At 66.1% G+C, this 11,967-nt stretch carries 9 protein-coding genes; 6 read left to right on the top strand and 3 right to left on the bottom strand.

Annotation, left to right across the window (positions count from 1 at the left end; all coding sequences use genetic code 11):
• Positions 1-32: 32 nt before the first annotated feature.
• Together HCA61_RS11760 and HCA61_RS11765 are read right to left on the bottom strand one after the other, a co-directional pair.
• The gene (locus HCA61_RS11760; RefSeq protein WP_169688354.1) at positions 33-668 is read right to left on the bottom strand and encodes a response regulator transcription factor; all 636 of its coding nucleotides are present in this window, start codon (positions 666-668) and stop codon (positions 33-35) included.
• Positions 665-1,876, bottom strand: a complete 1,212-nt coding sequence (locus HCA61_RS11765) for a sensor histidine kinase (protein ID WP_169688355.1) — start codon at positions 1,874-1,876, stop codon at positions 665-667. The genes HCA61_RS11760 and HCA61_RS11765 overlap by 4 nt, the downstream gene beginning before the upstream one ends.
• Positions 1,877-2,073: 197 nt before the next feature.
• Between HCA61_RS11765 and HCA61_RS11770 the strand changes: the two genes are divergently transcribed.
• The 4 genes from HCA61_RS11770 to HCA61_RS11785 all read left to right on the top strand — a co-directional run bounded on the left by HCA61_RS11770 (position 2,074) and on the right by HCA61_RS11785 (position 5,886).
• The gene (locus HCA61_RS11770; RefSeq protein ID WP_169688467.1) at positions 2,074-3,129 is read left to right on the top strand and encodes an ABC transporter permease; all 1,056 of its coding nucleotides are present in this window, start codon (positions 2,074-2,076) and stop codon (positions 3,127-3,129) included.
• Positions 3,126-3,809 (top strand): ABC transporter ATP-binding protein, encoded by a 684-nt coding sequence (locus tag HCA61_RS11775; protein WP_169688356.1) that lies wholly within the window; start codon positions 3,126-3,128, stop codon positions 3,807-3,809. Before HCA61_RS11770 ends, HCA61_RS11775 begins: the two co-directional genes overlap by 4 nt.
• Before the next feature lie 74 nt (positions 3,810-3,883).
• Positions 3,884-4,933 (top strand): putative sulfate exporter family transporter, encoded by a 1,050-nt coding sequence (locus HCA61_RS11780; protein ID WP_169688357.1) that lies wholly within the window; start codon positions 3,884-3,886, stop codon positions 4,931-4,933.
• A 62-nt stretch (positions 4,934-4,995) separates the two neighbouring features.
• Entirely contained in the window at positions 4,996-5,886 is an 891-nt protein-coding gene (locus HCA61_RS11785; RefSeq protein WP_169688358.1) for an oxidoreductase, read from the top strand.
• A 14-nt stretch (positions 5,887-5,900) separates the two neighbouring features.
• On the opposite strand, the gene HCA61_RS11790 is transcribed toward HCA61_RS11785, so the two are convergent.
• Positions 5,901-8,201 carry a DEAD/DEAH box helicase gene (locus HCA61_RS11790; protein ID WP_169688359.1) on the bottom strand — a complete coding sequence of 767 codons (2,301 nt, stop codon included), beginning with the start codon at positions 8,199-8,201 and terminating at the stop codon, positions 5,901-5,903.
• A 130-nt stretch (positions 8,202-8,331) separates the two neighbouring features.
• Here HCA61_RS11790 and HCA61_RS11795 point away from each other — a divergent pair, with 130 nt between their 5' ends.
• Entirely contained in the window at positions 8,332-10,758 is a 2,427-nt protein-coding gene (locus HCA61_RS11795; protein ID WP_169688468.1) for an ATP-dependent Clp protease ATP-binding subunit, read from the top strand.
• Between the two features lie 93 nt (positions 10,759-10,851).
• Positions 10,852-11,733 (top strand): glycosyltransferase family A protein, encoded by an 882-nt coding sequence (locus HCA61_RS11800; protein WP_169688360.1) that lies wholly within the window; start codon positions 10,852-10,854, stop codon positions 11,731-11,733.
• The last annotated feature ends 234 nt before the right edge of the window (positions 11,734-11,967 follow it).

Consider the following 11,967-nt stretch of genomic DNA (forward strand, 5'->3'; position numbering starts at 1 on the left):
GTGCCGGTCGCCCGGACCTCTGCGACGGTCGGTCAGCGACGGATGTAGCCGAGTTCGGTGGCGGCCGCGACCGCCGAGGTGCGTGAGTCGACACCGAGTTTGGTGTAGATGTGCGCGAGGTGCGATTTGACGGTGCCTTCGGTCAGATGCAATCGCCGTCCGATCCGCTGGTTGGACAGTCCCTCGGAGACGAGCGTGAGGACCTCGACCTCGCGCCGGGTCAATGCTGTCCCCGGATTGCGCAGCCGGGTGACGAGCCGGTCGGCCACGGCGGGCGCCAAGGTGGTGCGTCCGGCCGCGGCGGTGCGGATCCCCGCGGCAAGATCCTCCGGGGGAGCGTCCTTGAGGAGATAACCGGTTGCGCCGGCCTCGATCGCGGGGAGGGTATCGGCATCGGTGCCGTAGGTCGTCACGACCAGTATCCGCGGCGCGTCGGGACGGGAGGTGATCGCAGCGGTGGCCTCTGCGCCGGTCATTCCACCGCCGAACTGAAGATCCATGACGACGACGTCGATGTCACCCTCCGCTGCGCGAGAAACAGCTTCCTCTGCCGTCGCCGCCTCCGCGACCACCTCCATGCCCGGTTCGGTGTCGAGGACGGCGCGTAAACCGGCTCGCACGACCGGATGGTCGTCGGCCAGCAGCAATCGGATCGGTGCTTCGTTCACTCGGTCACCTCGGTTGGGGCTGGTTCCGCGGTAGCGGGAAGAGGAAGTCGGGCAGCGAGAGCGGTACCGCGCCCGGGGGCCGACTCGACGGTGAACGTGCCGTCGAGGTCGAGTATCCGTGAGCGCATCGCTGCCAGCCCGAAACCGTCGCCGCCTTTCCCAGGACGTGGCACGCCGTCCGGAACGAATCCGCGACCGTCATCGACGATGTCCACCGCTACTTCGTCGTCGAGGAAACTGAGGGTGACGGCCACATTCGCGGCGTCGGCATGGTTGGCGGTGTTGGCGAGTGCCGACTGCGCGACCCGGAGCAGCGCGACCTCGTGGGCAGTGGGCAACGCCACCGGGGTTCCGGTCAGGTGGAACCGGGCGACGAAGTGGTGCTGGGCCGCCGTGGTCGTGCAGAGCCTGTCGAGTGCGTCGGCGAGGCTGGAGTCCGTGAGCGCGGGAGGTGACAGTGCCGCGACGAACTGTCGCGCCTCGGCGAGGTTGTCGACAGCGGCGATCCGGGCCTGTTCGACGTATCTGGTCGCGGAAGCGATATTCGATGGCAGCGCACGCTCGGCCGCGCGTAGGAGCAACTGGATGCTGGAGAGCCCCTGCGCGAGGGTGTCGTGGATTTCGCGGGCCAGTCGTTCGCGTTCCTGGAGGACACCGGCGCGGTGCTGTGCGGCAGCGAGGTCGGCCCGCGTCGCGGTCAGCTCGTCGATCAGCATCCGGCGCTGTTCACTCTCCCGGTACAGGGTCTGGTATCCCCACACGACGGCGACGGCGACCGCGGCGCCCAGAGTCGGACCGATCACCGCGGCAGGTGTCACGGTGTCCTGGTGGAGGGCGAATCCCGCCACGGCCCCGATCGCGGTAACGGCCACCGCGACCAGCCCGTAGCGCCGCGGCAGCAGGTGGAGCTGCACGAAGTACAGCGGGAATGCCAGCCACACGCCTTCTACGGACAGTGACATCAGAACCAGCCAGACGACGCCGACTGCGACGAGCCAGAGCGCAGCCGCGCGCGTGGACCGTGCGACGACCGGCAGCAGCGGCCCCGCTGCGTAGGTCAGGGCAAGGACGGCGGACACGGTGGCCACCGCGCCCGCATCGGGAGCGTCGCCCACCACCACGCGCACGACCGTCAGTACAAGTAGGCCGATCACGAGCAGGTGCAGGCACCATGCCAGGACCTTGGTGGCGGTCGTCGAAGTATTCACTGTCGAGCCAGCTTACGGACTTCGCCCGGCATCGACATCTGTCGAAAGGTGGAGGCCGAACGCCTCAGTTCGATCCGGAAAGTCACCACGGTCGCCAGATGATGACAGGGGCTGCGGCGACGACAGTGGATGACGTCCGATACCGACTCCGTTCGTATTCGGCCCATCCGATTCAGCCCATAGGAGTGTGCCGCACCGTGTTCGTCGCCTGGAGAGACCTGAGATTCGCCAAGGGCAGATTCGCCCTCATGGCGGCCGTCATCGTCCTGATCACCCTCCTGGTCGGGTTGCTGTCCGGTCTGACGGCCGGACTCGCCCGCCAGAACATCTCCGCCATCACGGATCTGCCCGTCGATCGCCTCGTGTTCTCCGATCCTGGCGACGAAGACCTGTCGTTCACCAACTCCGTCCTCACCCGCGAGCAGTGGCGGCAGTGGGACGACGCCCCCGGGGTGGCGAGTGCCGAGCTGCTCGACATCTCCACCGCGAGGGCGACGGCAGGAACGCCGAACAGTCCCGTGACCGCGTCGGTATCCCTGTTCGCCGTCGATGCCGGGTCGAGCCTGCTTCCGGGTGGTGAGCAGATCACTGCCGAGGCGGCGGTGCTGTCGGAAACTGCTGCCGACGACCTGTCCGCCGACGTCGGTGACCGCGTCGCGGTGAACGGTCGCGAGCTGACCGTGACGGCGGTACGCGGCGACGACTCCTTCGGTCATCTCCCCGTGGTGTGGACGGCCCTTTCGGAACCGGCGGGCACGGTGATCGCACTGAATATCGTCGACGGATTCGACAGCACTGCAGCCGATCTCAGTATCGGAACGGAGACCGTCTCCAAGAGCGACTCGCTGTCCGCGATCGGGTCGTACACCTCGGAGAACGGGTCACTGCAGTTGATGCAGGTGTTCCTGTTCGTCATCTCCGCTCTCGTCGTCGGCGCGTTCTTCACCGTGTGGACGGTCCAGCGCAGCGGCGACATCGCCGTGCTGAAAGCGCTCGGAGCGCCGACCTCCGTGCTGCTGCGCGACGCCCTCGGGCAGGCGGTGGTCATGCTGACCGTCTGCACTCTCGTCGGCACCGGTCTTGCCGCTGCGCTCGGCGCGGTCATCTCCGATTCCGTCCCGTTCGAGCTGACGCTCTCGACAGTCCTGATTCCCGCAGCGGTGATGATCGCACTCGGCGCTGCCGGTGCAGCGCTCGCGGTCCGCCGCGTCACCTCCGTCGACCCTCTGATCGCCCTGGGAAGTGCCCGATGAGCCTGAACCTGACCGATGTCACTCTCACCTACCCCGACGGCGACGAGCGTCTTGTCGCTCTCGATCACGTGACCCTCGACGTCGAGGCCGGCAACGTCACCGCCGTCGTCGGCCCGTCGGGTTCCGGGAAGTCGAGCCTGCTCGCCGTCGCCGCGACCTTGATCGCGCCGGACTCCGGTACGGTCACCGTCGCTGGGACGCCCACGGCCGGTATGTCCCGTGGTGCGCTGGCAGATCTTCGTCGAAAGAAGATCGGCATCGTGTTCCAGCAGCCCAATCTTCTGCCGTCGCTGACCGCGGTCGAGCAACTCCAGGTCACCGCTGCGATCGACGGGCGCTCCGTATCCGCGGCCCGCAGCAGAGCCCTGGCTCTACTCGACGCCGTGGGACTCGCGGATCAGGCGGAACGTCGCCCGCATCAACTCTCCGGAGGACAGCGTCAACGCGTCAACATTGCGCGCGCGTTGATGAACGAACCGTCGGTGCTTCTCGTCGACGAGCCGACGAGCGCGCTCGATCACGACCGTGGCGCCGAGATCGTCGACCTCATCATCGGGCTCACCCATCGGCAAGGTGCAGCGACCGTCCTGGTCACCCACGATCGTGCCCATCTCGTTGCGGTCGACGAGGTCGTAGAGGTGACGGATGGTCATGTTGCAGGTGCATGCCCGAGGAGCTAGACATATCGATCCGATATGTGCCCATGCTCGAGTGGCGTCTATCGGAATGTGCCGATACAGCGCAGAGTCGACCTATGCACACATCCACCGTCAGCGCGCCCCGATCAGAGGCTCCGACCCGAGGCCCGAGCCGGCTGTCGGCGGTGACCGACCTCGTGCCCGGGCTTGCGCTGTGCGCGGCAGCAACGGCGGCAGCGATGGGTATCAACGTGTTTCTCCCGACCGTCAGCCCGCTGCTGATCGCGATCGTTCTCGGCGCGGTCGTTGCGAACGTGGTCGACCTTCCCCAGCGCGTGCGCCCGGGTTTGACGTTCTCGGCCAAGCGCCTGCTGCGTGTGGGCATCGCACTGCTCGGTCTGCAACTACTCCTCGCGGACGTGCTCGGGCTCGGCTGGAAGGTCATCGTCGTGGTGATCGCCGTGGTCGCCCTCGGAATCTCGGGAACGATGTTCGTCGGCGGACTGCTCGGGCTCACGTGGACCCAGCGCATCCTCATCGCGTGTGGCTTCTCGATCTGCGGTGCGGCAGCCGTCGCCGCTGTGGACGGTGTCGTCGACGCGAAAGAGGAAGAGGTGCTCACCGCTGTTGCCCTCGTGGTGATCTTCGGAACGTTGATGATCCCCGCGGTACCGCTCCTGGCGCAGGCTCTCGGCCTGTCCGACGAGGCTGCCGGTGTGTGGGCGGGCGGATCGATCCACGAGGTTGCTCAGGTTGTTGCGGCAGGCGGGGTCATCGGTGGTGCGGCGCTCGGGGTGGCCGCGGTGACGAAGCTGGCTCGGGTACTGATGCTTGCGCCGGTGATTGCGATTCTCGGTGTGCGTCGTCGACTCACCGACTCCGGAGCCGACGCGCACCGTCCTCCGCTCGTGCCGCTGTTCGTTGCAGCGTTTCTCGTGTGCGTTGCGGTGCGAGCAACCGGGCTGGTTCCGGACGTTGCACTGGACGTGGCGTCCTTCGTACAGACCGCGCTGCTCACCGCGGCGATGTTCGCCCTCGGTGCCGGTGTGCATGTGGCGACCATCAAGAAGGTGGGTGCGCGACCCTTCGTCCTTGCCGCGATCTCGACCGTGTGGGTCGCGTCGATCGCGCTGGCCGGGGTGTTCCTCGCGGGTCTCGGGTCCTGACCGCGGCTCCGGCAGCCCCGATATCTTCTTCCGCACGCTCCGTCACCCGTAGTCTGACCGTCATGGTGGCATGGACTGCGCAGGACATCCCCGATCAGACCGGTCGCACGTTCGTCGTGACGGGCGCGAACAGCGGGCTCGGCGCCGAAACGACACGGGCCTTGGCTGCCGCAGGTGCGCGTGTGGTGCTCGCGTGCCGCGATGTGGAAAAGGGTGAGAAGGTCGCGGGCGAACTCGGTGACCGCGTTCAGGTACGCCGGTTGGACCTCGCGGATCTGGGTTCGGTGCGCGGGTTCGTCGACGCTCTCGTGGAGTCGCACGAGGTGATCGACGTCCTGATCAACAACGCGGGTGTGATGGCAGTTCCGCTGCGACGCACTGCAAATGGCTTCGAAATGCAGATCGGTACCAACCATCTCGGGCATTTCGCGCTCACTGCGTTGCTCCTCGGGCGCGTCACCGACCGGGTGGTGACGGTCAGTAGCGCGATGCACAGGATCGGGCGAATCGATCTCGATGACCTCAACTGGGAGCGCAAGCGATACGACCGCTGGCTCGCGTACGGGCAGTCGAAGCTGGCCAATCTGTTGTTCGCTTACGAACTGCAGCGGCGCCTGACCGATCGCGAGTCACCGGTGCGCTCGTTGGTTGTCCATCCCGGCTACTCGTCGACGAATCTGCAGTTCCGCAGCGAGACCCTCCACGGCAAGCTCATGGAGCTTGCGACGCCGCTCATCGGTCAGTCACCTGCGATGGGCGCGTTGCCGTCGCTGTATGCGGCGCCAGTCCCCGACGTCGAACCGGGCGGGTTCTACGGTCCCGGCTCGTTCTTCGAGATGCGCGGGTATCCGAAGCGGGTGCAGTCGAGCGCGCGTTCCAAGGACGAATCCGTTGCGTCGAGGCTGTGGTCGCTCTCGGAGGAACTGTGCGAGGTGGAGTTGCTGTCGGACTGAAGGTGGCAGGCCGTTCACAGCAGCGTCGCAGGAACGGGTGGTAGCGCGCCCCGCGGACACAGCCGGGTCTGGTCGACGAGATCGAGCGTCCGCAGATAGTGGCGGACCAGATCTCCTCCCGAGCGCGCCGAATCGGAGGCCACCTGCAGTGCTGCAGCGAGCCCGTCGCCTCGCGCCCACCGGTGGATCGCCGCCACCGGGGCCGGATCGGGCTCAGGGCTCACCGCAAGGCCGTGTCGTTCCTCGGCTTCGGCGAGTTCGCCCCACAACCGGACCGTCGCGCGCAGTGCTTCGTCGATCGCCGGTGTCGTACGTCCCGCGGATGTCGCCGAGCGTCGGCGGTTCTCGCCGAGCACACTCGACGCAACCGCGGCCAGCTCGGCCGGCTCGAGCCCGGCCCATGCCCCGGTGCGTAGGCATTCGGATACGAGAAGATCGCTTCCGCAATAGATCCGACTGAGCCGCACCCCGTCGTCGGTGACATGGGCATGCCCGCTGATCGGGTCGTATATGACGTGGCCGCGTTCGTCGAGCAGTGCCAGCGTGCGGTCGAATGTGTCGATCAGTCGGCCCGAGACCGCATGAACCTGCGCGAGTAGCAGTTCGGTGTCCGTGTTCAGGGCGCTGCGATGGGCGGCCAGCGTCAAGAGGCGGTCACGGTCGCCACGACGATGACCGGGGTGAGATCGGACCGCACGCGCCAGGACTGTGACGGTGTCGGCCGGAGCGGTCGTGCGGGCAATGGCGAGCCGGTCGCACAGGCTGCGGTACTCGTCGAACCCCTCCGCCTCGGCGAGCTCTGCGTCGAGTGCGGCGAGAGTCGCAGAGTTGACACGGGCGGCCTCGGCGAGCGCGGCGACCGAGTTCTGCGCCTGGAACTGGGCGAACGAGCGACCCAGTAATGCGCGAGCGCCGTCCACACCGAGATCGTCGATGAGATTGACCGCTGTGTTGTATCCGATTCGCAGCGAACTGTGCAGCGGGTAGGTGCGAGTGGAGGCGAGTCCGGCAACCGTTGCGGGGGCGATATCGGGACTCCACAGCACTACGGCGTGCCCCTTGTCGTCGATGCCACGGCGACCGGCGCGTCCGGTCAATTGGGTGTACTCACCGGCCGTCAACCGCACCGGTCCATCGGCCGTCGGTTTGACGAGACGTTCGAGTACGACTGTCCGGGCAGGCATGTTGACGCCCACCGCGAGTGTCTCTGTCGCGAAGACCACCTTCACGAGGTTGCGAGCGAACAGTTCTTCGATGGTGTGCCGGAACGTGGGAACGAGGCCGGCGTGGTGTGCGGCGAAACCACGCTCGAGCCCGTCGATCCAATCGGCGTAACCCAGTGCATCGAGATCGCCCGGGGGCAGCGAGGCAGTGTGCTTCTCCGCGATGGCCCGGATCTCGGACAGGTCGGATCCGTCGGTGAGCCGCACCGACGCGTCGAGGCATTCGGTGACCGCGGCGTCGCACCCGGCGCGGCTGAACCGGAACCAGATGGCAGGCAGGAGCTGTTCGGCTTCCAGGCGTGCGACGATCTCGGGTCGGTCGGCACCTGCGGGTTCGGCCCGGTGACCCCGCCTGCGGCGGCGTCTCCCTCCGGGGGCCGGTGGCGGCGCGGCCTCGACGAGCCGTCGATGCGCGATGTACCGCTCGAGATTGTCATCGACACCGCCGTCGACCGGCGACAGCAGGTCGAACAGGCGACCTCCCGCGAGCATGTGCTGGGTCAGCGGCACCGGTCTGGTCTCCTCGACGACCACGGTTGTGTCGCCGCGGACGCGGGCAATCCAGTCGCCGAACTCCTCGGCGTTGCTCACCGTCGCGGACAGGCTTGCGAGACGTACCGTCGCGGGGAGGTGAAGTATCGATTCCTCCCATACTGCGCCGCGCTCGCTGTCGGCGAGATAGTGCACTTCGTCCATGACGACGTGGGTCAGCCCGGTCAGCAGAGGGGAGTGCCCGTGCAGCATGCTCCGCAAGACTTCGGTGGTCATGACCACCACCGGCGCATCGGGATTGTGCGTGATGTCGCCGGTGAGCAGACCGACTCGATGGTCACCGAATCTATGGGTGAAGTCGTGGAACTTCTGATTGCTCAGAGCCTTGATCGGTGTGGTGTAGAAGCACGTTCCGTTCGAGACGAGGGCGAGGTGAGCTGCGAATTCCCCGACGACGGTCTTTCCGGAGCCGGTGGGCGCACAGACCAGCACGTCGCGGTGGTTCTCGAGAGCCTCGCAAGCGCGGGTCTGAAATTCGTCGAGGACGAAGTCGAGCTCGGCCGCGAACAGCGTGAGCTGCGGCCCGTACTGCCTATGCACGTGTGCACGCTACGCGGACGCTTCGGGCAACGCGAAGGTGTGGCGCGGATCACTCCACCGTGGGAATTGATCGCGAGGTATGCACGTTAGTTGAGTACGTATGACTCAAGTTCAAGAGAAAGGCTTCGGAATGCCGTCATTCTTCGGGCCTGGTGGCCCCGGCCGCATCGATATTTCGCGCTTCATGAGCCGCGGAACACAGGAGCTCATGGCTGCCGCGGCGCGTTTCGCAGCGGAACGCGGCGACGTGGATCTCGATGTACTGCACGTTCTGCGTGCCATGGCTGAGCAGGACCCGGCCCGGACGGTCATGACCCGCTCCGGTGCTGATCCCGCCGACGTGGTCAAGGCCGTGGAGCAGCGACTCCCGCAAGGCGATCCCGCAAGCGGCGCGATTTCGCCCGCACTCAGTGGCGCGGTGAAGACCGCCCTGCTCGAGGCGCACCAGCTCTCCCGCGCACTCGGATCCACGTACATCGATCCGGAACACCTGTTCTTCACGCTCGCTGCAGACCAGACTCGCGCGGCGGGGCGTCTGCTTGCGTCGCTCGGTGTCACCCCGCAGGCGCTGCAGACCGCGCTCCAGCCGGTGCCTGCTGCGCCTGCCGAGGCGGAGTCGTCGACGCCCACCCTCGACAAATACGGCGTCGACCTCACCGACCGTGCCCGGAACGGCGGTGTGGACCCCGTCATCGGCCGTGCCGACGAGATCGAGCAGACCATCGAGATCCTGTCGCGTCGCACCAAGAACAACCCGGTGCTCGTGGGTGAGGCCGGTGTCGGCAAGACCGCGATCGTCGAGGGGCTGGCCCAGCGCATCGTGGACGGTGACGTTCCGGACACTCTGCGCGACAAGCGCATCGTTCAGCTCGATCTGACTTCGATGGTGGCCGGGACCCGCTATCGTGGCGACTTCGAAGAGCGACTCACTTCGGTCCTCGACGAGATCACCGCGCAGGACGGCGCGCTGATCGTCTTCATCGACGAGCTGCACACCGTCGTCGGAGCCGGCGGTGGCGGCAGTGAGGGCTCCATGGATGCGAGCAACATCCTCAAGCCCAAGCTCGCACGCGGTGAACTGCATGTGGTCGGTGCGACCACGCTCGACGAATACCGCAAGCACATCGAGAAGGATCCGGCGCTCGAACGGCGATTCCAGCCCGTCACCGTGGGCGAGCCGTCGCACGACGATGCCGTCACCATCCTGCACGGACTCCGCGACCGGTACGCAGAATTCCACCGCGTCAGGTACTCGGACGAGGCGATCGAGGCGGCGGTGGAGTTGTCGGTGCGGTATCTGCCCGACCGGCATCTTCCGGACAAGGCCATCGACCTGATCGACCAAGCGGGCGCGCGGCTGACGCTGCGTACGCCGAGGGTCGACACCGAGGCGCTCCGCGAGCAGGTGAGTTCTCTCGAAGCGGAGAAGGATGCCGCCGTTGCAGCCGAACGCTACGAGGAGGCATCGCGGATCCGCGACGAGATCGTGAAGGCGCAGGCCCGGATCGAGTCGGGGTCTGGCGCGAGCGATGACGCCGGGGTTCCCGAGGTGGATGCGGAGCTGATTGCCGAAATCGTCTCCCGTGCAACAGGTATTCCCGTCACTCGGATGACGAGTGGGGAGAAGGACCGGCTGCGGAATCTCGAGAACGAGCTGCACGAGCGCGTCGTCGGCCAGGACGAAGCGGTCCGTGCGGTGGCGCGCGCGGTGCGTCGAAGCCGTTCGGGGATGAGTGACCCGGGCCGGCCGGTGGGTAGCTTCCTCTTCCTCGGGCCGACCGGCGTCGGTAAGACCGAGCTGGCGAAAGCCTTGGCGGAGGTACTGTTCGGAGACGAGCGGTCGATGCTGCGCATCGACATGAGCGAGTTCGGTGAGCGACACACGGTCAGTCGCCTGGTCGGTGCACCACCCGGATACGTCGGGTACGGCGAGGCCGGTCAGCTGACCGAAAAGGTGCGCCGCAACCCGTATTCGGTCGTGCTGCTCGACGAGATCGAGAAGGCGCACCCGGATGTGTTCAATACGCTCCTCCAGGTCCTCGACGACGGTCGCCTGACCGACGGTGAAGGTCGCACGGTCGACTTCAGCAACACCGTGGTGATCATGACCAGCAACCTCAGGTCGGACATCATCTCGAGCCGTGGTGGCGCGCTCGGCTTCACCACCGGTGACGCCGAGGCTGCCGAGAAGCCGTTGCGCGACAGGGTGATGGCTCGATTGCGCGAAGCCATGCGACCGGAATTCCTCAACCGGATCGACGAGATCGTGTTGTTCCGCAAGCTCGACGACGAGCAACTGCGGCGCATCACCGACCTCTTGCTCGAGGACACTCGGAAGAAGCTGGCCGACAAGGGAATCGCACTCGACATCGATGGTGTGGCCCTAGACTGGCTCGCCGACCGTGGGCGTCAACCCGAGTTCGGCGCGCGACCTTTGCGCCGTGCGATCCAGCGTGAGGTCGACGATCGCATCGCCGACCTGCTGCTCGATGACGAACTCGACGAGGGTGGCGCGGTGTCCGTCGCGGTCGAGGACGGCGAATTGGTCGTCAGGTGACCGGAAACAGTTGGTAAAGAACCGCTTCGGCCCGCCTCGGGTGACAACACCTGAGGCGGGCCGAATGCTCTGTGGACGGTAGGATCGAGCGTCATGGTCACCCGATCCGGATTGTCGGTCATCATTCCCGTTCACAATGAAGAGGTGTATATCGGGCCATGTCTCGACGCTTTGATCGAGCAGCAGGACGACTTTGTCGAAATCATCGTGGTGGACAACAACTGCACGGATTCCACCGTCGATGTGGTGTGGCGTGCGCAGGCGAGATGCCCGAAGATCAAGCTGGTGAGTGAGACGAGGCCTGGTGTTGCATACGCGAGGAATGCCGGATTCGAAGCTGCGCGCGGCGACATCCTCGGGCGGGTCGATGCCGATACGCGTGTCCGTTCGGACTGGGCTCGGGTGGTGTGCGATTATTTCGACAGGGGTGACACCGACGAGGTCGGAGCTGTCAGCGGGCTGAACAACTCGTACGATTCACCGTATCGGCGACTCAAAGGTTGGTACGTCGAGAAGCAGGTCCAGCGCGGAATTTTCGGTGGCGAGCGTCCTTACCGCAATTTGCACGGCGCCAACATGGCAATCCGTCGGTCGGCGTGGGAGCAGGTCTGTGAGGGCGTGAGTGTGGCTCCGGATATCCACGAGGACCTCGACCTGGCACTGTGTCTCGGTGCAGCGGAGATTCCGATCGTCCAGCTCAGCGGCATGCGCGTCGATATCTCTCCCAGGCGGGCGTTGACCCCACCGCGGGAGTTCGGCTCCTACATCGAGTCGGGTGTGAAGACCTTCGAACTGCACGGACGGATGACCTCCGAGATCCGTCGAGCGCTGGCACTGCACGAGAAGTTCCACGTCCTCGTCTATGCCGCCTACCGACCCTACGATCCGGAGCTCGGCCGGTTCTCACTGCGCGCGCTGTTCGGGAAGCCTCGGGCTCGGACGATGCCGGTGAGCGCGGGTGTCGACGCGAAGTAGCGCGTGGAGTCGATGCTCTGTGTCAAGGTGGGTGAATGCGAACCGGCGGGCCCCGCGCTCGAAAGCGACGGGACCCGCCGTAGGCGGGGACCGGGATTCGCTGCAGCCCTCAGCTCTCCGCTCGGTCCTCAACTGGCCCACCGATGAATATAGGTTAGGCAAACCTTATGTGCAAGGGTTCGGTTTTCGACACTCTCGGGCGGGGGCGCCGGGTCGTAGCGGATCGAAATGCAT

Source organism: Rhodococcus sp. HNM0563, assembly GCF_012726195.1.
In the GTDB taxonomy this organism is placed as follows: Bacteria; Actinomycetota; Actinomycetes; order Mycobacteriales; family Mycobacteriaceae; genus Rhodococcus.

Coding starts and splice junctions, on each gene's coding strand:
- HCA61_RS11775 (WP_169688356.1), top strand. CDS start 3,126: ATGAGCCTGAACCTGACCGATGTCACTCTCACCTACCCCGACGGCGAC.
- HCA61_RS11780 (WP_169688357.1), top strand. CDS start 3,884: ATGCACACATCCACCGTCAGCGCGCCCCGATCAGAGGCTCCGACCCGA.
- HCA61_RS11785 (WP_169688358.1), top strand. CDS start 4,996: ATGGTGGCATGGACTGCGCAGGACATCCCCGATCAGACCGGTCGCACG.
- HCA61_RS11795 (WP_169688468.1), top strand. CDS start 8,332: ATGCCGTCATTCTTCGGGCCTGGTGGCCCCGGCCGCATCGATATTTCG.
- HCA61_RS11800 (WP_169688360.1), top strand. CDS start 10,852: ATGGTCACCCGATCCGGATTGTCGGTCATCATTCCCGTTCACAATGAA.